The organism is Roseateles sp. (assembly GCF_044373315.1).
In the GTDB taxonomy this organism is placed as follows: Bacteria; Pseudomonadota; Gammaproteobacteria; order Burkholderiales; family Burkholderiaceae_C; genus JACDQM01.
Genome location: NZ_JBILQK010000002.1, coordinates 1 through 21,063, shown reverse-complemented (window position 1 = coordinate 21,063; position 21,063 = coordinate 1). Strand labels below are relative to the sequence as shown.

Genomic DNA, 21,063 nt, shown 5'->3' with positions numbered 1-21,063 from the left:
GGCCGGTCTCGACCGGCCTTTTTCGTGTCTGCTCCGGAGTGATTGCCTCACATGCGAATCCTGCTGGTTGAAGATGATCCGGCCCTGAGCCTGGGTGTGGCCCGTGCGCTGGAGCGCGAGGGTTGGCAGGTCGACTTGCTGGTCGACGAGCGCCAAGCCTGCGCGCCAGGGCTGATCGAGCAGTTCGATCTGGCCGTGCTCGACCTGGGCCTGCCGGGGATGGACGGCATGAGCGTGCTGCGGCTGTGGCGCAGCAACGGCGCGCGCCTGCCGGTGCTGCTGTTGACGGCACGGGATGAGCTGCGCGATCGCGTCGCCGGACTCAATGCCGGCGCTGACGACTACCTCGTCAAGCCCTTTGACCTCTCCGAGTTGATTGCGCGTCTGCGTGCGCTGAAGCGCCGTGCGGAGGGGCGAGTCAGTGAGACCTTGCAGGTGGGCGAGCTGCTGATGGATCTGGACCATCGCGAGCTGAGCCACCGCGGTGAGCCGGTGCGCCTGAGCCCGCGAGAATTCGCGCTGACCGAGATGCTGATGCAGCGCGTTGGCCGCGTCGTCGGCAAGGAGGCCATCGTCGCCCGCTTGTCCAGCTGGGAGGCCGACTTCAGCGAGAACTCGGTCGAGGTCTATGTGCACCGCCTGCGCAAGCGCTTCTGCTCGCTGGGGGTGGCGATTCGCACCGTGCGCGGCTTCGGCTATGTGCTGGAGGCTTGCGAAGGCATGCCCGCCGACGGCATCGCTCATGAAACCTAGGCGGCGTGTCGGCAGCCTGCGCCGCCAGCTGCTGACGCCGCTGTTGTGGATCTGGCTGCTGGGCATGACAGGCGCAGCGTTGGGGGCGTACGAGCTGTCACGCACCAGCGCCAACGCGGCCTTTGACCGCAGTCTTCAGGACGAAGCCGGTGCGCTGGCAGCCAAGATCATCTGGACGGATCGTGGTCCCTTGCTGGACATGAGTCGACAGACCCTGGAGTTGCTGACCTGGGACAGCACCGAGCGCAACAGCTTCGCCCTGCTCGACGAGCGCGGTCGTGTGCTGGCGGGCGAGTCCGGCCTGCCGCGACCGGATCTGCGACACAACAGCTTTGCCCACCCGGTGCTGTTTGACGGCGAAATGGCCGGCAAGCCAGTACGCGGTGCGATGTTCTCGCTGACGTCTCCGATGCTGGATCGCCTGGTGTCGGTTGTTGTGGTTGAAACGCGCAACAAGCGTGATCGCCTGGTGCGCGATGTGCTGATGGCAATGGCTTTGCCGACGCTGGCGCTCGGGCTGCTGACCTTTGCCTTGCTGGCCTGGGGGGTGCGGCGCGGTCTGGCACCGTTGCGCGAGGTGGCCAGTGAGGTGGCCCGGCGCGCCCCCAGCGATCTGCGGCCGCTGCCTACTGACGGCGTGCCAGCCGAGGCCCGACCGCTGATCGAGCGCATCAACAGCCTGCTGCTCGAGGTGAAGGACTCGATTGACCGCCAGCGCCGCTTCGTGGCGGATGCCGCCCATCAGCTGCGCACGCCGGCGGCCGGCTTGCGTGTGCTGGCGCAGGAACTCATGCTGGAGGTCCGTCAGCGCGGTGGGGACAGCGAGGCGCAGCTGCTGCCCCTGGTGTCTGCCTTGCTGAAGTCAAGTGATCGGATGGCGCGACTCATCGGGCAGCTGCTGAGCCTGGTGCGCTCGCAGGGCAGCGTGGCACTTGAAGCCGAGGCCTTTCACCAGGACTTGCGGCCCTTGCTGCGCGAAGCTGCCGAGCCTTTGGCCTTGCAGGCCGCCCGAAAGGGCCGCAGCCTGGTGCTTGATATGCCGGACGAGCCTGTGATTGCCTTCGCCCACTCGGTCTGGCTGGGCGAGGCACTCAGCAATGCCTTGGACAATGCCTTGCGCTACGGCGGCCCGCACATCTGCCTGCGCTTGCGTGATGAGCAGGGCGGCGCGCGCATCGAGATTGAGGACGATGGGCCGGGCGTCGCCGCAGCCGATCTGTCGCGTCTGGCGGAGCCATTCTGGCGCGGTGAGCGCGCCGACACGCGCAGCGACGGCGGCACCGGGCTCGGGTTGGCGATCGCCTACGAGATCATCACCCGGCTGGGTGGGCGTTGGACCGCACAGACCCGGCCTGAGTTGACGGGCTTTCGGCTGGTGTGGCAGCTGCCAGCCTGAGGTCTTGTCAGGGCCAGGGTCCACCGCTGAGCTTGGCGCCAGCTTTCAGCCCGCGTTTGGCAAACCAGCCCTTGTTCATCTCCAGCGCATAGCGCACCGGCTTGGCCGAGCAATGCGAGTCATCCGACATGGGCTGCATCTCGGCGATGTTGACGATGCTGCCGTCATCGGCGATGAAGGCGATTGACAGGGGCAGCAAGGTGTTGCGCATCCAGAAGCACTGACGGTTGGGTGCCTCGAAGATGAAGAGCATGCCGTTGTTGACGGGCATGCTGCTGCGGTGCATCAGGCCGATGGCCCGCTGTTGGTCGTTTTGTGCGACTTCGGCCTGGATCAGATGCATGCCGGCGCGCAACTGCGTCACTGGCAGCCGCTGCGGCTCGCCCGCAGGCTGGGCCTGGGCGGCGCCCAACATCAGCAAGACAAAGGCCAGCAAGGCGAGCTGAATGGGTTGAGTCTTGATGTGGATCATGTCGCACTGAGGGGGGGGGCCCTAGATTATGGGCTCAGAAGAATCTGCCTTGCCTCGCCTGCCCATGACTGCTTCCGCCCTTCCTTTGACTGCGCCGTCTGCTCAGGGCAGTAGCGCGGAAGTGATCGACGACAGCCAGGCTCAGGCGGGGTTCAGCCAGCAGCTCAGCGAGCTTGAGTCCCTGTCGCAACTCCGCGTGGCAGGCATGCATTGCGCGGCCTGCGCCGGCATTATCGAGCGGGCCTTGCTTGGCCAGCCTGGGGTGTTGGACGCCCAGGTCAATTCAGCGGCTGAGCGGCTGCAACTGCGCTGGAACCCGCGCAAGACGCGCCTGAGCAGCTTGCTGGCGGCGGTGGAGCGCGCCGGCTATCAGGCGGTGCCTGACCTGGCAGCACCGGCCCGGCTGCTGCGCGAGCGCGAACATCGGCGTGCCATGTGGCGCCTGTTCGTCGCCAGCTTCCTGATGATGCAGGTGATGATGCTGGCCTGGCCGATCTATGTGGCCGAGCCAGGCGAAATGAGCGCTGACCTGCGCAATCTGCTGAACTGGGGCTCCTGGGTGCTGAGCCTGCCGGTAATGTTCTTCTCGGCCGGCCCCTTTTTCAGCGCGGCCTGGGCGCAACTGCGTCAGCGTCGGCTGGGCATGGATGTGCCGGTGAGCCTGGGCATCCTGGTGACCTTCATCGCCAGCAGTGGTGCCACCTTCGATCCGGACGGTGTGTTCGGGCACGAGGTCTACTTTGATTCGCTGACGATGTTCGTCAGCTTCCTGCTGGGTGGACGCTACCTGGAGTTGCGGGCACGCCACCGGGTGGCGCGTGAGCTTGAGCGGGCCACGGCTGGCTTGCCGGAATCGGTGGAGCGCATCGAGGCGGATGGATCGGTCACCCGCTTGAGCCCGACGCAGTTGCGGGTTGGCGATCTCTTGCGTGTGCCGGCGGGCCAGGCCTTTCCGGCTGACGGACTGATCGAGCAGGGTGAAACCGCGGCCGACGAGGCCCTGCTCAGCGGTGAGTCCCAGCCGGTGCTGAAGAAGCTGGGAGATACGGCAATTGCCGGCAGTGTCAATCTGGTCGCGCCGGTGCTGCTGCGGGTGCAGCGCCTGGGCGATGACACCCGCTTCGAGGCCATCGTCCGCCTGATGCGCAGCGCATTGACGCAACGCCCGCAAGCCCTGCGCATGGCCGATCGCGTGGCCGGCCCGTTCTTGTGGGTGGTGCTGGCGCTGGCGCTTGGCGGCGCCCTGGTGTGGAGCCAGATCGATCCCTCGCGTGCGGTCTGGGTGGCGGTCTCGGTGCTGATCGTGACCTGCCCATGTGCATTGTCGCTCGCGGCACCCTCGGCCTGGCTCAGCGCTGCCGGTGCCTTGGCGCGTCGCGGTGTGCTGCTGGCCCGGCTGGATCTGCTGGAGACGCTGGCCCGCGTCGATACCGTGGTGCTGGACAAGACCGGCACCTTGACCGAGGAACGCATGCGGCTGCTGCACAGCTGGCCGGCGCTGACGCCGGAGGACCCGCTGCTGCGCCAAGCCGCGGCGCTGGCGGCGCAGTCGCGCCATGTCTTCGCGCGCGCGCTCGCGGCACATTGCCCCGTGCCAGAGGACGAGGTGCAGGCCTGGCGCGAGGTGCGCGAGCTGCCTGGGCGTGGGCTTGAGGCCGTGGCTGCCGATGGCAAGCTCTGGCGCCTGGGCTCGGCCGTCTGGGTGGCGGGCGAGGGCGCGACCGTGGCGCACCCCGAAGCGCAGCTGGTATTCGGCCGTGCAGGCGCGCCACTGCTGCATCTGCAGTTCGGCGAAGTCCTGCGCGAGGATGCGCGTGAAGCGGTGCAGCAGTTGCGCCACCAAGGACTGCGCACCTTGCTGCTGTCGGGCGACACGGCTGAGCGCGCCGGCACCATCGCTACAGCGGCCGGCATCGATGAGGCTCGTGGCGGCGCAAGCCCGGAGGACAAGCTGGCGGCGGTCGCAGCACTGCAGGCCCAGGGTCGTTGTGTCCTGATGGTGGGCGACGGCATCAATGACGCGCCCGTGCTAGCCCGTGCCGACGCAAGCCTCGCCATGGGGCAGGGGGCCCTGATCGCGCGTGTTCAGGCGGATGGCGTGGTGCTGTCCTCGCGGCTGACCGACATCGCCTTGCTGCGCGAGCACGCCCTGCGCACCCGGCGCGTGATCCGTCAGAACCTTGGCTGGGCGGCGGCCTACAACGCCGCATGCATTCCCCTGGCGCTGCTGGGCTGGCTGCCGCCTTGGGCGGCAGGCCTGGGTATGGCGCTCAGCTCGCTGTTCGTGATCCTCAACGCCATGAGTCTGGCCCGTCTGCCGGTGCCGGCTCAGCCCTGATTGCCGCCCATGGACATCCTGTATCTGCTGATTCCGCTCTCGGTTGTTCTGGTGCTGGCCATCGTCGGCGTTTTCGGCTGGGCCATCCACAGTGGCCAGCTCGACGATCTGGAGCGCGAAGGTGACCGCATTTTCGAAGAGGAGCCCGCTGGGGTTGACGGTGATCAAGTCCGGCAGTCGAACGTCAGCTGAGAATTTCCCTCACTGGTTTCAGAACATCTAGCAAGGAGCATTTCAATGGCAAGTGTTGCAATGCCGAGCGGGCCGGCGGGGCCCGTGTACGAAGACGGCGTGGTACGGGCCTTTGCTCTGGCCGCGGTCCTCTGGGGCATCGTGGGCATGTTGGTCGGCGTGATCATCGCGGCTCAGCTGACTTGGCCTGAGCTCAATCTGGGCATTCCATGGTTGAGCTACGGGCGTCTGCGTCCGCTGCACACCAATGCGGTGATCTTTGCGTTCGGCGGCTGCACGCTGTTCGCGACGGCATACCACGTGGTTCAGCGCACAGGGCAGACGCGCCTCTTCGCACCGGGCTTGGCCTGGTTCACCTTCTGGGGCTGGCAACTGGTGATCCTGCTGGCGGCGATCACGCTGCCGCTGGGTATGACGAGCGGCAAGGAGTACGCCGAGCTGGAGTGGCCGATCGACATCCTGATCACTCTGGTGTGGGTCAGCTATGCGGTCGTGTTCTTCGGCACGGTGGGCACCCGCAAGGTGCGTCACATCTATGTGGCCAACTGGTTCTTCGGCGCCTTCATCATCGCCGTGGCCCTGCTGCATCTGGTGAACAGCGCTGCGATTCCGGTCAGCTTGTTCAAGAGCTACTCGGCCTACGCTGGCGTGCAGGATGCGATGGTGCAATGGTGGTACGGCCACAATGCGGTGGGCTTCTTCCTGACTGCAGGCTTCCTGGGCATGATGTACTACTACATCCCCAAGCAGGCGGGCCGTCCGGTGTACAGCTATCGCCTGTCCATCGTGCACTTCTGGGCACTGATCTTCACGTATATGTGGGCGGGTCCTCACCACCTGCACTACACCGCGCTGCCCGACTGGGCGCAGAGCGTGGGCATGGTGTTCTCGCTAGTGCTGCTGGCGCCGAGCTGGGGCGGCATGATCAACGGCATCATGACCCTGTCGGGTGCCTGGCACAAGCTGCGCGATGACCCGATCCTGAAGTTCCTGATTGTCTCGCTGTCCTTCTATGGCATGTCGACCTTCGAGGGTCCGATGATGTCGATCAAGACCGTGAACGCGCTGTCGCACTACACGGACTGGACTGTCGGCCACGTGCACTCGGGTGCGCTGGGCTGGGTGGGCCTGATCTCGATGGGCGCGCTGTACCACCTGATCCCGCGCATGTTCGGCCGCACCGAGATGTACTCGAAGCGCGCCATCGAACTGCACTTCTGGGTGGCGACGCTGGGTATCGTGCTCTACATCGCTGCGATGTGGATTGCCGGTGTGATGCAGGGTTTGATGTGGCGCGCTGTGAATCCGGACGGCACGCTGGTCTACACCTTTGTTGAAAGCGTGAAGGCGACCTACCCGTTCTATGTGATCCGTTTGGCCGGCGGTCTGCTGTACCTCGGCGGCATGCTGATCATGGGCTGGAACGTCATCAAGACCGTGCAGGCCGGCAAGGCTGTGCCGGTGCGTATTCCGGCCGTCGTGGCCCACGCTTGAACTGAGGGAGCAATAACATGGCAAACAAGCATGTGGGTGGTCACGAGAAGATCGAGACCAACAACTTCCTGATGATCGTGCTGGTGCTGCTGACCGTTCTGGTCGGCGGTATCGTGGAGATCGTGCCGCTGTTCTTCCAGCGCTCGACCACGCAGGCGGTCGAAGGCCTCAAGCCCTATACGCCACTGCAGCTGGCCGGTCGGGACGTCTATATCCGCGAGGGCTGCTACAACTGCCACTCGCAGATGATCCGGCCTTTCCGCGCTGAGACGCTGCGCTACGGCCACTATTCGACAGCGGGTGAGTTCGTTTACGACCACCCCTTCCAGTGGGGATCCAAGCGCACAGGTCCGGACCTGCACCGCGTCGGCGGCAAGTACAGCGATGAATGGCATCGCATCCACCTGATCAATCCACGTGATCTGGTGCCCGAGTCCAACATGCCGGCCTACCCGTGGCTGGCGACGGCCCAGCTCAATCCGGATGACATGGCCCCAAAGCTGAAAGCGCTGCGTGTCGTGGGCGTGCCCTACAGCGATGCCGACGTTGCCGGTGCGGCCGAGGCGGTCAAGGGTCGCACCGAAATGGATGCGGTGATTGCGTATCTGCAGGTGCTCGGCACCGCAGTGAAGTAAGGAGCTCTCATGGACGTCAATGAACTGAGATCCCTGGTCACGGTGCTGCTGCTTGTGATGTTCCTGGCCATCGTCGCCTGGACCTACAGCAAGAAGCGCGCAGCGAGCTTTGATGAATGTGCGGCCCTGCCGCTGCACGGCGACTCCGAGGCCGATTCGGCCGAGGCTTCGAGGAGGATGCAATGAGTGACTTTTTCTCTGATGGCTGGTCGCTGTTTGTCGCGGCGGCCACAGTTCTCGGTCTGTTGCTGTGCCTGGTCCTGCTGATCATCGCAAGCCGCCGCAAGGTGATGGCGAACGACAACACGACTGGTCACGTCTGGGATGAAGACCTGAAGGAAATGAACAACCCGCTGCCGCGCTGGTGGATGGGCTTGTTCGTGCTGACGGTGGTCTTCGCCGGCATCTATCTGGCCATGTATCCCGGCCTGGGCAGCATGCAGGGCAGCCTGAAGTGGAGCAGTGCCGGCCAGTACGAGGCCGAGCAGGCCAAGGCCAAGGCCGCCCTGACCGAGGTCTATGCCCGCTTCGCTGCCATGCCGGCTGTCGAGATGGCCAAGAACGACCAGGCCATGGGCATCGGCGAGCGGCTGTTTGCCAACAACTGCGCCACCTGTCACGGTTCGGATGCCAAGGGCAGCAAGGGCTTCCCCAACCTCACCGACGGTGACTGGCTGTGGGGTGGTTCGCATGAGGCCATCATGGAAACCATCGCCAAGGGACGCAATGGCGTGATGCCGCCCATGGGCGCAGCGCTTGGTGGCCCCGAGGATGTGCGCAACGTTGCCAACTATGTGCTGAGCCTCTCGGGCAGCCCGCACAACTCGATCGCAGCCCAGCTTGGCAAGTCCAAGTTTGGTGCCTGTGCCGCCTGCCACGGCGCCGACGGCAAGGGCAACCAAGCCTTGGGTGCGCCCAACCTGACCGACAAGGTCTGGCTGCACGGCTGGGGCGAAGAGACGATCATCGCCCTGATCAACGGTGGCAAGAACAACATGATGCCGGCCCATGCCGAGCGCCTGAGCCCTGAGCAGGTGCGTGTGCTGGCGGCCTATGTCTGGAGCCTGTCGCAGCGCAGCGGAACGGCTGTCGCGTCCAACTGAAGCCATCGATGAGTAGCAATCCCCAGGGTTCCCAGGTCGCGGCGGCGGATGACGCCTCCGCACAGGTGGTGTCGCTGTACCAGGCGCAGAAGAAGATCTACGCGCGCGCGGTCAGTGGATGGTTCGCGACCTGGCGCTGGGCTCTGGTGTGGCTCACTCAGCTCTTGTTCTATTGCCTGCCCTGGTTCGACTGGGGCAACCGTCAGATCGTCCTGTTCGATCTGGGTGCCCGCCGTTTCTACATCTTCGGTTTGGTTCTCTATCCGCAGGACTTCATCTACCTGACAGCGCTGCTGCTGATTTCAGCCTACGCGCTGTTCCTCTTCACTGCGGTGGCAGGGCGTCTGTGGTGTGGCTATGCCTGCCCGCAGACGGTCTATACCGAGATCTTCATGTGGATCGAGCGCAAGTTCGAAGGCGACCGCGCGGCCCGCATGAAGCTGGATGCCGGACCCTGGACGCTGGAGAAGCTCTGGCGCAAGGGCGGTAAGCAGGCGGCCTGGATCGCGCTGGCGCTGTGGACCGGCTTCACCTTCGTCGGCTACTTCACGCCGATCAAGACGTTGACGCTTGAAGTCGCCGGCCTGGCCCTGGGTCCCTGGGAACTGTTCTGGGTGCTGTTCTATGGCCTGGCCACTTATGGCTTTGCCGGCCATATGCGTGAGCAGGTCTGCAAGTACATGTGCCCCTATGCGCGCTTCCAGAGCGCCATGTTCGACAAGGACACGCTGATCATCAGCTACGACGCCGAGCGTGGTGAGCCGAGGGGCGCGCGCGGCAAGAAGGCCGACCCCAAGGCCCTGGGCCTGGGTTCGTGCATTGACTGCAATCTGTGCGTGCACGTCTGCCCGACGGGCATCGACATCCGCAAGGGGCTGCAGTACGAGTGCATTGGCTGCGCCGCCTGCATCGATGTGTGCAATGGCGTGATGGACAAGATGGGGTATGCGCCCGGCCTGATCCGCTATGACACGCAGAACGGCCTTCAGCAGCACCTGAGCAAGACGCAGTTGTTGCGCCGCTTGTTCCGCCCGCGCGTGCTGGTTTACACCGCCATCCTGTTCATCATTTGTGCTGCCCTGCTGGTCAGCTTGCTGATGCGCACGCCCTTCAAGGTGGATGTGGTCCGTGACCGTGCTTCATTGGCGAGGCTGGTGGAAGATGGCTACATCGAGAATGTCTACCGGCTGCAAGTCATGAACGCCACGGAGGTGGGTCACCACTTCACCATCACGGCTTCCGGCTTGCCGGGCCTGACGCTGAGCCGCAGCATGGCTGTCGACGTGGCTCCTGCCGAAGGTCGCTGGGTGTCGGTGGCGTTGCGGCTGCCGCCCGAGAGTGCCGCCAAGGCGGGCACCGGCGCGCATGAGATCCACTTCCGTATCGAGCGCCGGGGACCTGCCGGCGCAAGCCCTGACTACACGATCGAAGAGAAGTCAACCTTCGTCGTTCCCCGCTGATCAAGGAGACATCAATGACGCAGACCCCGAACGAATCCGGCACCCAGCGCTGGTGGACTGAACGCATGATGTGGCTGGTCGTGGGCGGCCCGCTTGCGGTGGTGGTGGCCAGCTTCGTCACGCTGGGGCTCGCCTTGAAGTACCCGGACCCGGTGCTCGATACATCCGCCCGTAAGGTCTCAGCCGAGAGCACCGATTCGCGCGCCATGCAGCCTGCTGGCAAGGCGCGCAACCACGCTGCGACAGGCGGGCAATGAGCGCGCTGCAGGACACTGCAAGCGAGTTGCAGCCACCGCCGACGCGGGGCGCGCGGCTGTTGATGGTGGTGCTGTGGCCGGCGTTTGTGATGGCAGGCGTGATGGAAGCGCTGGTGTTTGCGCTGGTTGATCCGGCCGACTTGCGCTGGGCGGCCGGCATGCATCTGGACATGCCCAATGCGGCCGTCTACACCATCGCATTTCTGCTCTTCTGGAGCATCATCTCCATCGCGGCAGGAATCGCGGCATTGCTGGCCAGCACACCGCCAGCCGAGAGTCTGCGGGACTGAGCCGCAGGCCGCCGAGAAGGCCGGATCGTGTCGGCAGCCTCAGCAGGCGCCGTTGCTGCTGTTGACCAGCCGCTCCAGACCGGATTGATCCACGATGGTGATCTGGCGCTGCTTCACCTCGAGCAGGCCTTCGTCCTGAAAGCGAGAGAAGGTCCGGCTGACCGTTTCCAGCTTGAGGCCGAGATAGCTGCCGATTTCCTCGCGCGTCATGCGCAGCACCAGGCTAGAGGCGGAGAAGCCGCGGGCCTGCAGGCGCTGGGTGAGGTTCAGCAGAAAGGCGGCCAGTCGCTCTTCCGCGCGCATGCTGCCGAGCAGCAGCATCACGCCATGGTCGCGCACGATCTCGCGGCTCATGATCTTGTGGAACTGGTGCTGCAGGTCAGTGAACTCGCGCGACAGCTCTTCCAACTGTTCATAGGGAATCACGCAGACCTGCGAGTCCTCCAGCGCCACGGCGTCGCAGGAGTGGCGGTCGTTGCTGATGCCGTCGAGGCCCAGCAGCTCACCTGCCATCTGGAATCCCGTGACCTGGTCGCGGCCGTCCTCGGACGAGACGCAAGTCTTGAAGAAGCCGGTACGAACCGCATAGAGCGACTGAAAGCTGTCGCCGGTGCGAAACAGGGTGTCGCCACGCGAGACGGTGCGGCGCGCTGCGACCAAGTTGTCCAACTGGTCAAGATTGCTTTTGGACAGGCCGACCGGCAGGCACAGTTCGCGCAGATTGCAACTCGAACAGGCGACCTTGAACGGTTCGATCTTGATGGGTGCGGTGGTGCTCATGCCGCGCATTATGGTCTGCCCCCTGCAACTGCTTTTGCTCAATGCTGAATCAGACGCGGTGGACGTTGTTTGGGGTGTGAACATGATGCTCCTCAATTCCAGGCGCATTGTTGCCGTCCCAAACCCGAGCTAGCTTGACTCAGATCAACCAGCCCCGGCTGGAGCTTGGCACAGTCACCGCCATGACTGCAAGCAATACCCTGACGCCCGCTGGCGTTGACGAGGCGCTGTTGCGCCGCTTTGACGTCGCAGGGCCTCGCTACACCTCCTACCCGACGGCAGACCGCTTCGTCGAGGCGTTTACTGTTCAGCAGTACGAGCAGGCGCTTGTACAGCGTGGCACAGGCTCTCAGGTCGGGGGCGGCGCGCCCTTGTCTCTCTATGTGCATGTGCCCTTCTGCGAGTCGGTCTGCTACTACTGTGCCTGCAACAAGGTCATCACCAAGCACCATGAGCGGGCTGGCGAGTACCTGGATGCGCTGGCAGTCGAGGTGGCGCTGACCCGTGAACGGCTCGGTCGGCAGGAGTCCGTGTCCCAGCTGCATTTCGGCGGCGGCTCACCGACCTTTTTGAGTGACGCTGAACTGACCCGTGTCATGCAGGACATCCAGCAGCACTTCAAGCTGGCTCCGGGTGCCGAAGTCTCGATCGAGGTTGATCCTCGCACGGTCACCCGCGAGCGCCTCCAGCATCTGCGCCAGCTCGGTTTCAATCGCCTGAGCTTCGGTGTGCAGGACTTCGATCCCGACGTGCAGAAGGCCGTGCATCGCTTGCAAAGCCATGAGAGTGTTGCCCTTCTGATGAGCGAGGCCCGAACCTTGGGCTTCGAGTCGACCAATGTGGACCTGATCTACGGCCTGCCTCAGCAGACGCCCGAGTCTTTTGCCCGCACCATCGCCCAAGTGGCAGCTCTCAAGCCGGATCGGATCGCGCTCTACGGCTACGCCCACCTGCCACAGCGCTTCAAGCCACAGCGCCGGATCGATGCGACACGCCTGCCGGTGGCGGCCGACAAGCTGCACATGCTTTCGGGCGCCATCAGTGGTTTCCTCGGGCACGGCTATGTCTACATCGGCATGGACCACTTTGCCCTGCCCACCGACTCGCTGGCCGTGGCCAAGCGTCAAGGACGCCTGCATCGCAACTTCCAGGGCTACAGCACGCAACCGGACTGCGACCTGATTGGCCTCGGCGTTTCGTCGATCGGCCGTGTCGGTGCGACCTACAGCCAGAATGCCAAGACCTTGCCCGAGTACTACGACGCATTGCGCCAGCGGCAGTTGCCCATCGTCCGGGGGCTTGCGCTCAACCGTGATGATCTGGTGCGCAGGGCCATGATCATGGCGCTGATGTGCCAGGGGCGGGTCGAGTTCGAATCGATCGAACTGGCCCATCTGATTAGGGTGAAGGACTACTTCCGCGCCGAGATCGAGCAGTTGCGAAGCCTTGAAGAGTCCGGGCTTGTTGAATTGCTTCCGAGCTCGATCGAAGTGACGGCCAAGGGCTGGTTCTTCGTTCGCGCGGTGGCGATGGTCTTTGATCGATACCTCCAGGCTGACAGGACGCGCGAGAAGTTCTCTCGCATCATCTAGGGCGACGCTGATCGAGAGAGATGACTCTGCAGATGGACCTTGCGCTCGCCGGATCCGCCCTGCTAATGGGCCTTGCCGGGTCACCCCACTGCTTGGCCATGTGCGGGCCGGCGGCAACTGCGTGCGGCCGCAACGGTCGAGGCTCGATGGGGGGCTTCCAGTTCGGGCGCCTGCTCAGCTACACGCTGGGTGGAGCCATCGCGGCGGCCAGCGTCGGCGCCCTGGCATGGCTCGGCGGTGCTGCGGCCTGGCTCAGGCCGCTCTGGCTGCTGGTCCACTGTGCAGCGCTGCTGCTTGGGCTCTATCTGCTGGTCTTTGCCCGCCAGCCCGCCTGGTTGAGCCAGCTCGGGCGGGATGTCAGTACGGCCACGTTGGCGGTGCCAGGGGCAGGGCGGATCGTGCTGTCGGCACCGGCCCGCTCGGGCCTCATCGGATTGGCCTGGGTTGCCTGGCCCTGCGGGCTCCTGCAGTCGGCCCTGCTGACGGCCAGTCTGGCCAGCGGAGCTGCGGCGGGATCCCTGGTGATGGCCAGCTTTGCCATCTCCTCGGGCGTCGGTCTGGCGCTCGGCCCGAGCCTGCTGCTGAAGGCGGTGGGCACGCGGGGCATGGCCTGGGCGGTTCGCCTGGCCGGTCTGGCCCTGGTGAGTGCCTCCGGCTGGGCCCTGGGGCACGGCGTGTGGGTGCACATTGCTGCGATCTGCGGCTTGCCGGCCTGACCAACCCGCGCACGCCAAGACTTCTATAAGACCGGGTCCGCAGTGCGGCACGGCTGTCTTAGAATCGCCGCTCTAATCCTCCTCTCTACGCCTGCTTGTTTGGCCGATCTGGATACCCCCATGACTACTCAGCAACCGACCATCATCTACACCCTGACCGACGAAGCGCCGCTGTTGGCGACCGCGTCGTTCCTGCCCATCGTGCGCGCCTTTGTGGCGCCGGCGGGCGTGCATGTGGAGACCAGCGACATCTCGGTGGCGGGCCGCGTGCTGGGTCAGTTCCCGGAATGCCTGCGCGAAGACCAGCGCGTGCCCGACCGCCTGTCGGAACTGGGCAAGCTGACGCTGAAGCCCGAAGCCAACATCATCAAGCTGCCCAACATCAGCGCGTCCGTGGCGCAGCTGAAGTCGGCGATCAAGGAGCTGCAGGGCAAGGGCTATGCCATTCCCGACTACCCGGAGGCGCCCAAGACTGACGAAGAGAAGGACATCCGCGCGCGCTACAACAAGTGCGTCGGTAGTGCGGTGAACCCGGTGCTGCGCGAGGGCAATTCCGACCGACGCGCGCCCAAGGCCGTCAAGGAATATGCCCGCAAGAACCCGCACAGCATGGCCGACTGGAGCCAGGCCTCGCGTTCACATGTCTCGCACATGCACAACGGCGACTTCTATCACGGCGAAAAGTCGATGACGCTGGATCGCGCTCGCAACGTCAAGATGGAGTTGATCACCAAGAGCGGCAAGACGATTGTCCTGAAGCCCAAGGTTGCGCTGCTGGACCGCGAGGTGGTCGACAGCATGTTCATGAGCAAGAAGGCGCTGCTGGACTTCTACGAGCGTGAGATCGAGGACGCGCGCCAGACCGGCGTGATGTTCTCGCTGCACGTCAAGGCCACGATGATGAAGGTCTCGCACCCAATCGTCTTCGGCCACTGCGTCAAGATTTTCTACCGTGAGGCCTTCGAAAAGCACGGCGCTCTGTTCCAGGAACTTGGCATCAACGTCAACAATGGCATGGTCGATCTCTACAACAAGATCGCCACGCTCCCGCAGAGCAAGCAGGACGAAATCAAGCGCGACCTGCATGCCTGCCACGAGCACCGCCCTGAGCTGGCCATGGTCGATTCGGCCAAGGGCATCACCAACTTCCACTCGCCCAATGACATCATCGTCGACGCTTCGATGCCGGCGATGATCCGCAACGGCGGCAAGATGTGGGGCGCCGACGGTCGCCTGAAGGATGTCAAGGCGGTGATGCCGGAGTCTACCTTCGCCCGCATCTACCAGGAGATGATCAACTTCTGCAAATGGCATGGCGCCTTCGACCCGAAGACCATGGGCACGGTGCCGAACGTTGGCCTGATGGCCCAGCAGGCCGAGGAATACGGCTCGCACGACAAGACCTTCGAAATCTCCGAAGACGGCACGGCCAATATCACCGACCTGGACACTGGCGAGGTGCTGATGAGCCAGGACGTGGAGCAGGGCGACATCTGGCGCATGTGCCAGTGCAAGGATGCCGCCATCCGCGACTGGGTCAAGCTGGCCGTCAACCGTGCGCGCAACTCCGGCATGCCGGTGGTGTTCTGGCTGGACCAGTACCGTCCGCATGAAGCGCAGCTGATCACCAAGGTCAAGATGTACCTGCACGAGCACAACACCTCGGGCCTGGATATCCAGATCATGAGTCAGGTGCGTGCGATGCGCTACACGCTGGAACGCGTGATCCGGGGCCTGGACACCATCAGCGCCACCGGCAACATCCTGCGCGACTATCTGACCGATCTGTTCCCCATCATGGAGTTGGGCACCTCGGCCAAGATGCTCTCCATCGTGCCGCTCATGGCTGGCGGTGGCATGTACGAGACGGGCGCTGGCGGCTCTGCGCCCAAGCACGTGCAGCAACTGGTCGAGGAAAACCACCTGCGTTGGGACTCCCTGGGCGAGTTTCTCGCGCTGGCGGTCAGCCTGGAAGATCTGGGTTTGAAGAACAACAACCCCAAAGCCAAGCTGCTGGCCAAGACGCTGGACGCGGCGACCGGCCAACTCCTGGATAACAACAAGAATCCCAGCCCCAAGACCGGCCAGTTGGACAACCGTGGCAGTCAGTTCTATCTGGCGCTCTATTGGGCTCAGGCCCTGGCCGCCCAGACTGACGATGCTGAGCTCGCGGCCCGGTTCGCGCCGCTGGCCAAGGCTTTGGGCGAGCAGGAGGCCAGCATCGTGGCCGAACTGGCTGCAGTGCAGGGCAAGCCGGTGGATATCGGCGGCTATTACATGCCCGACATGTCCAAGCTGGAAGCAGTGATGCGCCCCAGCGCGACCTTCAACGCGGCCTTGGCCTCGGTCGCTGCCTAATCGCCTCGAGCGGGGATGAAGCTGGCTCGCGGGCCGGCTTTCCCATGGCCGGCCTGCGTCAGTATTGTTTGATCCCCTTCGAAAGACTCCCCCATGTACCAGCACATCAAGGTTCCTGAGCAGGGCAGCAAGATCACCGTCAATCCGGACATGTCGCTCAATGTGCCGGATGAGCCCATCATTCCTTTCATCGAGGGAGATGGCACCGGCTTGGATATCACGCCGGTGATGCTCAAGGTGGTGGATGCAGCCGTGGCCAAGGCCTATGACGGCAAGCGCGCGATCCGTTGGATGGAGGTGTATGCCGGCGAGAAGGCCACGCAGGTGTATGGCCCCGATGTCTGGCTGCCTGCCGAGACCCTCGATGCGCTGCGCGAGTACGTGGTCTCGATCAAGGGCCCGCTGACCACGCCCGTGGGCGGCGGCATCCGCTCGCTGAACGTGGCGCTGCGCCAGGAGCTGGACCTTTATGTCTGCCTGCGTCCGGTGCAGTACTTCAAGGGTGTGCCTTCGCCGCTCAAGGAGCCGGAGAAGACCAACATGGTCATCTTTCGCGAGAACTCCGAAGACATCTACGCTGGCATCGAGTACGAGGCAGAGAGCGAGAAGGCCAAGAAGCTGATCAAGTTCCTGCAGGAGGAAATGGGCGTCACCAAGATCCGCTTCCCTGCGACGTCAGGCATCGGCGTCAAGCCGGTGTCGCGTGAGGGTACCGAGCGTCTGGTTCGCAAGGCCATCCAGTACGCGATTGACAATGACAAGCCCAGCGTCACCATCGTGCACAAGGGCAACATCATGAAGTACACCGAGGGTGGCTTCCGTGATTGGGCCTATGCGCTGGCGCAAAAGGAGTTCGGCGCCCAGCTGATCGACGGCGGTCCGTGGTGCAAGCTGATCAACCCGAAGAACGGCAAGGGCATCACGATCAAGGATTCGATCGCGGATGCCTTCCTGCAGCAGATCCTGCTGCGCCCGGCTGAGTACTCGGTGGTGGCCACGCTGAACCTGAACGGCGACTACATCTCCGACGCGCTAGCCGCCCAGGTCGGCGGCATCGGCATCGCCCCGGGCGCCAATATGTCGGACTCGGTGGCCTGCTTTGAGGCGACGCACGGCACCGCGCCGAAGTACGCCGGCAAGGACTACGTCAATCCGGGCTCCGAGATCCTGTCGGCCGAGATGATGCTGCGCCACATGGGTTGGACGGACGCTGCCGACCTGATCATCAGCTCGCTGGAGAAGTCCATTGCCAGCAAGAAAGTCACCTACGACTTTGCCCGCCTGATGGACGGCGCCACCCAGGTTTCGTGCTCCGGCTTCGGCCAGGTGATGATCGACAACATGTGAATCTGTCCGGCCAACGCGCGGCCGGCATTGCATCGCTCAGCCCTAGGCGCTCGTGCGCCTAGGGCTGTTCTCCTTCATAGGCCCAATTCCGATCGTCGACAACGAGCGGCGGACTGTCTTGCGACAGTCCGCCCTCTTGCTGCTTGGGCCTTGACGCTGCAGGGCTCTCGCCGGGTCGGTCGGCGCCACTCAGGCTAGCTTGAGAGACGCTCCTCTTCGATGGCAGGCGTGATGTTCTGGGCCAATTGACCCTTGGGGCCCTGCACCAGCTCAAACAGCACCTTGCCGCCTTGCTGAAGCGTCTTGAAGCCTTCCATCTGGATGGCGGAAAAGTGCGCGAACACATCCTCCCCGCCGGACTCTGGTTCGATGAAGCCAAAACCCTTGGCATCGTTAAACCATTTGACAGTTCCTCGTTGCATTTGCTTCTCCATCCCGGTGTCTAGTGCACCGCGGCGGATTCTCAAAGCGCTGTCAATCCCCTGTCAATTCGGTAGGTCCCCGAGCTTGCGCACGGAAGAAACAATGCGGCGGATGATCTGGCTGTGAACCCTGGCGGAGATCCAGGGATTCCCTGGTGCTTCGGCGGCACATGATGGGCTTGCAAGGACGCGACAGAGACCCAATCTATAGAATCGGACCATGCCTGATTCTCCCCGCCAGCCCCCCAAGCCTCCCAATGTCAGCCCGCCCGGTGTCGGGCCGGGGCGTGAGGATGCGGACGGCACGACCACGTTGGAGCGCATTGCGCAGCGCACCGAGCCTCCGCGTCTGTATCAAGTCCTGTTGCTCAACGACGATTTCACGCCGATGGAATTTGTCGTGATGGTGCTTCAGGAGTTTTTTCGCCTTGATTTGGATACTGCCACCCAAATCATGCTCAAAATCCACCACGATGGCCGTGGCGTCTGCGGTGTATTCACCAAGGATGTTGCAGCCACGAAAGTGGAACTGGTGCTGGGCGCCGCAAGGCGTGCCGGCCATCCCCTGCAGTGCATTATGGAGGCCGCATGATTGCGCAAGAGCTTGAAGTCAGCCTGCACATGGCGTTTGTCGAAGCGCGTCAGCAGCGTCACGAGTTCATCACCGTCGAGCATCTGCTGATGGCTTTGCTGGACAACCCTTCTGCGGCAGAAGTGCTACGCGCCTGTTCGGCCAGCATTGACGATCTGCGTAAGAGTCTGTCGCAGTTCATCAAGGAAAACACGCCGACGGTGGGAGGCACCGAAGAGGTGGATACCCAGCCGACGCTGGGCTTCCAGCGTGTGATCCAGCGCGCCATCATGCACGTGCAGTCGACTGGCAGTGGCAAGAAGGAAGTGACTGGCGCCAATGTGCTGGTGGCGATCTTCGGCGAGAAGGATTCCCACGCCGTCTACTACCTGCACCAGCAGGGGGTGACCCGTCTGGACGTGGTGAACTACATCGCCCACGGCATCAAGAAGAGCGAACCTCCGGAGCCGCCCAAGGGCCAGGAAGGCGGGCCCGGTCAGGAGGCTGAGCGCGAGGACGCTGAAGGCCAGGGTGGTGGCAAGGGTTCACCACTGGAACAGTTCACGCAGAACCTCAACCAGCTGGCCAAGGACGGCAAGATCGATCCGCTGATCGGGCGTGAGCCCGAGGTCGAGCGCGTGGTGCAGGTGCTGTGCCGCCGCCGCAAGAACAACCCGCTGTTGGTGGGTGAGGCCGGAGTCGGCAAGACAGCCATCGCTGAAGGCCTGGCCTGGCGCATCACCGAGGGGGACGTGCCCGAGGTGCTGGCCGACAGCGTGGTCTATTCGCTGGACATGGGCGCCTTGTTGGCTGGCACCAAGTACCGCGGCGACTTTGAGCAACGCCTCAAGGCCGTGCTCAAGCAGCTCAAGGACCAGCCGCACGCGATCCTGTTCATCGACGAGATCCACACCCTCATCGGTGCCGGCGCGGCATCGGGCGGTACGCTCGATGCCAGCAACCTGCTCAAGCCAGCCCTGAGCTCAGGCGCAATGAAGTGCATCGGCGCCACCACCTTCACCGAGTACCGCGGCATCTTCGAGAAGGACGCGGCGCTGTCACGGCGCTTCCAGAAGGTCGATGTGGCCGAGCCTTCTGTAGAGCAAACCGTCGAGATCCTGAAAGGGCTGAAGTCGCGCTTCGAGGAGCACCACAGCGTCAAGTACGCGCTGGGGGCCTTGCAGGCCGCAGCCGAGTTGTCCGCCAAGTACATCAACGACCGCCATCTGCCCGACAAGGCCATCGACGTGATCGACGAGGCCGGTGCAGCGCAGCGCATCCTGCCCAAGAGCAAGCAGAAGAAAACGATCACGCGCGCCGAGGTCGAGGACATCGTGGCCAAGATCGCGCGCATCCCGCCGGCTTCGGTCTCCAGCGATGACCGCGGCAAGCTCAAGAGCCTGGACCGCGATCTGAAGAGCGTGGTCTTCGGTCAGGAGCCCGCCATCGACGCGCTGGCAGCGGCCATCAAGATGGCACGTTCGGGCTTGGGCAAGCCGGACAAGCCGATCGGCTCCTTCCTGTTCAGCGGCCCTACTGGCGTCGGCAAGACTGAGGTGGCAAAGCAGCTGGCCTACATCCTGGGCATCGAGCTGATCCGCTTCGACATGTCCGAGTACATGGAGCGTCACGCCGTCAGCCGCCTGATCGGTGCGCCTCCGGGTTACGTTGGATTCGACCAAGGCGGTCTGTTGACTGAGGCCGTCACCAAGAAGCCGCATGCAGTGCTGCTGCTCGACGAGATCGAGAAGGCGCATCCCGATGTGTTCAATGTGCTGCTGCAGGTGATGGACCACGGCTCGCTGACTGACAACAACGGGCGCAAGGCGGACTTCCGCAACATCATCATCATCATGACGACCAATGCGGGCGCCGAGACGATGAACAAGTCGACCATCGGCTTCACCACCGCGCGCGAGCAGGGTGACGAGATGGCCGACATCAAGCGCCTGTTCACGCCGGAGTTCCGCAACCGCCTGGATGCCATCGTGTCCTTCCGTGCGCTGGACCAGGAGATCATCCTGCGCGTGGTCGACAAGTTCCTGCTGCAGCTGGAGAGCCAGTTGCAGGAGAAGAAGGTCGAGGTCACGTTCACCGACGGGCTGCGTCAGCACCTTGCCAAGAAGGGCTTCGATCCCTTGATGGGGGCGCGACCCATGCAGCGTCTGATCCAGGACACCATCCGCCGTGCCCTGGCTGACGAGCTGCTGTTCGGCCGCCTGGTTGATGGCGGTCGCCTGAGCGTCGATGTGGACGCCGCCGGCGAGGTCCAGCTGGACATCCAGCCGGCCAAGCAGCGCGACAACAAGCCCAAGGCCGAGTCGGCGACCGCAGGCTGAGCGCCTCGTTCTGCTGAGCTTGCGAAGGTTTGAAGGCAGGGGCCTGGTTGGCAGCAACCAGGCCCCTGTCTTTTCCGGCCGCAAGAGGGGCTGGACAGGCAGTGCATCCCCCAGGCGAGGGCACTCTTTGGTCGTATGGTCATCGCAGCGCGCAGGGTGGATATTGCGCTGGCCGCGGCAAGGGGGTCGCGCGGGGAGTGAACCATGCATTTCGAAGAGGTTGATGCGGGCGACTACCGCATTTATGCCGGCGCGATCGAGCGTCCGCGCGCGTTTGGCTATGTGGCAGCAGTCGTCGTGGTGCGCCTGCGTGGCAGCATCCCGAGGCAGGAAACCTTCAGGAACGAGAGCCTGGCTGGTGGCTATGGCTGGCCCACACCTTCCGAGGCCTTGCGCTTCGCGATCAATGCCGGTCGTGACGTGGTGATGTGCGGGCCAAAGTCGATGAACTGAGCCGTCTGTTGGAGTGGGCGTGCCTTTCAGCTGCGGCTGACGGCTTTCATTCCGTCATTCGTCGCCTGATTGGGGCGCGCCTCTTGGGCAAAGCG

21 protein-coding genes are annotated in these 21,063 nt (G+C 63.9%); 18 read left to right on the top strand and 3 right to left on the bottom strand.

The genetic code is table 11. The annotated features are described in order from the left end of the window. The first annotated feature begins 51 nt into the window (after positions 1 to 51). Together ACIQ67_RS00795 and ACIQ67_RS00790 are read left to right on the top strand one after the other, a co-directional pair. Positions 52 to 753: a response regulator gene (locus ACIQ67_RS00795; protein ID WP_397532441.1), complete on the top strand. Its 702-nt coding sequence runs from the start codon at positions 52 to 54 to the stop codon at positions 751 to 753. Further along, complete coding sequence (locus ACIQ67_RS00790) at positions 743 to 2,149, top strand: sensor histidine kinase N-terminal domain-containing protein (protein ID WP_397532440.1); 1,407 nt, start codon at positions 743 to 745, stop codon at positions 2,147 to 2,149. Before ACIQ67_RS00795 ends, ACIQ67_RS00790 begins: the two co-directional genes overlap by 11 nt. Before the next feature lie 7 nt (positions 2,150 to 2,156). On the opposite strand, the gene ACIQ67_RS00785 is transcribed toward ACIQ67_RS00790, so the two are convergent. Next, positions 2,157 to 2,621, bottom strand: a complete 465-nt coding sequence (locus ACIQ67_RS00785; RefSeq protein ID WP_397532439.1) for a DUF192 domain-containing protein — start codon at positions 2,619 to 2,621, stop codon at positions 2,157 to 2,159. Between the two features lie 64 nt (positions 2,622 to 2,685). Between ACIQ67_RS00785 and ACIQ67_RS00780 the strand changes: the two genes are divergently transcribed. The 9 genes from ACIQ67_RS00780 to ACIQ67_RS00740 are packed head-to-tail and all read left to right on the top strand — an operon-like array spanning position 2,686 to position 10,390. Continuing rightward, positions 2,686 to 4,959 carry a heavy metal translocating P-type ATPase gene (locus ACIQ67_RS00780; protein ID WP_397532438.1) on the top strand — a complete coding sequence of 758 codons (2,274 nt, stop codon included), beginning with the start codon at positions 2,686 to 2,688 and terminating at the stop codon, positions 4,957 to 4,959. 9 nt (positions 4,960 to 4,968) lie between these two features. Next, on the top strand, positions 4,969 to 5,151 hold the full coding sequence (ccoS, locus tag ACIQ67_RS00775; RefSeq protein WP_397532437.1) for a cbb3-type cytochrome oxidase assembly protein CcoS: 183 nt from the start codon (positions 4,969 to 4,971) through the stop codon (positions 5,149 to 5,151). Between the two features lie 45 nt (positions 5,152 to 5,196). Next, a complete protein-coding gene (gene ccoN / locus ACIQ67_RS00770) occupies positions 5,197 to 6,645 on the top strand; it encodes a cytochrome-c oxidase, cbb3-type subunit I (RefSeq protein ID WP_397532436.1) in 1,449 nt (482 codons plus the stop codon). Positions 6,646 to 6,662: 17 nt separating this feature from the next. Continuing rightward, positions 6,663 to 7,280, top strand: coding sequence for a cytochrome-c oxidase, cbb3-type subunit II (gene ccoO, locus ACIQ67_RS00765; RefSeq protein ID WP_397532435.1), 618 nt, complete (start codon positions 6,663 to 6,665; stop codon positions 7,278 to 7,280). 9 nt (positions 7,281 to 7,289) lie between these two features. Then, positions 7,290 to 7,466, top strand: a complete 177-nt coding sequence (locus tag ACIQ67_RS00760; RefSeq protein WP_397532434.1) for a cbb3-type cytochrome oxidase subunit 3 — start codon at positions 7,290 to 7,292, stop codon at positions 7,464 to 7,466. Beyond that, on the top strand, positions 7,463 to 8,383 hold the full coding sequence (gene ccoP, locus ACIQ67_RS00755; RefSeq protein WP_397532433.1) for a cytochrome-c oxidase, cbb3-type subunit III: 921 nt from the start codon (positions 7,463 to 7,465) through the stop codon (positions 8,381 to 8,383). The genes ACIQ67_RS00760 and ccoP overlap by 4 nt, the downstream gene beginning before the upstream one ends. A gap of 8 nt (positions 8,384 to 8,391) precedes the next feature. Beyond that, on the top strand, positions 8,392 to 9,843 hold the full coding sequence (gene ccoG, locus ACIQ67_RS00750; protein WP_397532432.1) for a cytochrome c oxidase accessory protein CcoG: 1,452 nt from the start codon (positions 8,392 to 8,394) through the stop codon (positions 9,841 to 9,843). 14 nt (positions 9,844 to 9,857) lie between these two features. Further along, positions 9,858 to 10,100 (top strand): hypothetical protein, encoded by a 243-nt coding sequence (locus tag ACIQ67_RS00745; RefSeq protein WP_397532431.1) that lies wholly within the window; start codon positions 9,858 to 9,860, stop codon positions 10,098 to 10,100. Next, positions 10,097 to 10,390 carry a hypothetical protein gene (locus ACIQ67_RS00740; RefSeq protein WP_397532430.1) on the top strand — a complete coding sequence of 98 codons (294 nt, stop codon included), beginning with the start codon at positions 10,097 to 10,099 and terminating at the stop codon, positions 10,388 to 10,390. The genes ACIQ67_RS00745 and ACIQ67_RS00740 overlap by 4 nt, the downstream gene beginning before the upstream one ends. Before the next feature lie 39 nt (positions 10,391 to 10,429). On the opposite strand, the gene fnr is transcribed toward ACIQ67_RS00740, so the two are convergent. Next, positions 10,430 to 11,170, bottom strand: coding sequence for a fumarate/nitrate reduction transcriptional regulator Fnr (gene fnr / locus ACIQ67_RS00735; protein ID WP_397532429.1), 741 nt, complete (start codon positions 11,168 to 11,170; stop codon positions 10,430 to 10,432). Between the two features lie 182 nt (positions 11,171 to 11,352). Between fnr and hemN the strand changes: the two genes are divergently transcribed. The 4 genes from hemN to icd all read left to right on the top strand — a co-directional run bounded on the left by hemN (position 11,353) and on the right by icd (position 17,183). Next, positions 11,353 to 12,762 carry an oxygen-independent coproporphyrinogen III oxidase gene (hemN, locus tag ACIQ67_RS00730; RefSeq protein ID WP_397532428.1) on the top strand — a complete coding sequence of 470 codons (1,410 nt, stop codon included), beginning with the start codon at positions 11,353 to 11,355 and terminating at the stop codon, positions 12,760 to 12,762. 20 nt (positions 12,763 to 12,782) lie between these two features. Beyond that, entirely contained in the window at positions 12,783 to 13,478 is a 696-nt protein-coding gene (locus tag ACIQ67_RS00725; protein ID WP_397532427.1) for a sulfite exporter TauE/SafE family protein, read from the top strand. 120 nt (positions 13,479 to 13,598) lie between these two features. Next, positions 13,599 to 15,836, top strand: a complete 2,238-nt coding sequence (locus ACIQ67_RS00720) for an NADP-dependent isocitrate dehydrogenase (RefSeq protein WP_397532426.1) — start codon at positions 13,599 to 13,601, stop codon at positions 15,834 to 15,836. A 93-nt stretch (positions 15,837 to 15,929) separates the two neighbouring features. Beyond that, positions 15,930 to 17,183: an NADP-dependent isocitrate dehydrogenase gene (icd, locus tag ACIQ67_RS00715; RefSeq protein WP_397532425.1), complete on the top strand. Its 1,254-nt coding sequence runs from the start codon at positions 15,930 to 15,932 to the stop codon at positions 17,181 to 17,183. Positions 17,184 to 17,377: 194 nt separating this feature from the next. Here the strand turns inward: icd and ACIQ67_RS00710 are convergent, their stop codons facing one another. Next, complete coding sequence (locus ACIQ67_RS00710) at positions 17,378 to 17,605, bottom strand: cold-shock protein (protein WP_397532424.1); 228 nt, start codon at positions 17,603 to 17,605, stop codon at positions 17,378 to 17,380. 220 nt (positions 17,606 to 17,825) lie between these two features. Between ACIQ67_RS00710 and clpS the strand changes: the two genes are divergently transcribed. The 3 genes from clpS (at position 17,826) to ACIQ67_RS00695 (ending at position 20,968) form a co-directional block, all read left to right on the top strand. Then, positions 17,826 to 18,197, top strand: a complete 372-nt coding sequence (clpS, locus tag ACIQ67_RS00705; RefSeq protein WP_397532423.1) for an ATP-dependent Clp protease adapter ClpS — start codon at positions 17,826 to 17,828, stop codon at positions 18,195 to 18,197. Next, positions 18,194 to 20,515, top strand: coding sequence for an ATP-dependent Clp protease ATP-binding subunit ClpA (clpA, locus tag ACIQ67_RS00700; protein WP_397532422.1), 2,322 nt, complete (start codon positions 18,194 to 18,196; stop codon positions 20,513 to 20,515). The genes clpS and clpA overlap by 4 nt, the downstream gene beginning before the upstream one ends. A gap of 204 nt (positions 20,516 to 20,719) precedes the next feature. Further along, positions 20,720 to 20,968 carry a hypothetical protein gene (locus tag ACIQ67_RS00695; RefSeq protein ID WP_397532421.1) on the top strand — a complete coding sequence of 83 codons (249 nt, stop codon included), beginning with the start codon at positions 20,720 to 20,722 and terminating at the stop codon, positions 20,966 to 20,968. Positions 20,969 to 21,063 lie beyond the last annotated feature (95 nt).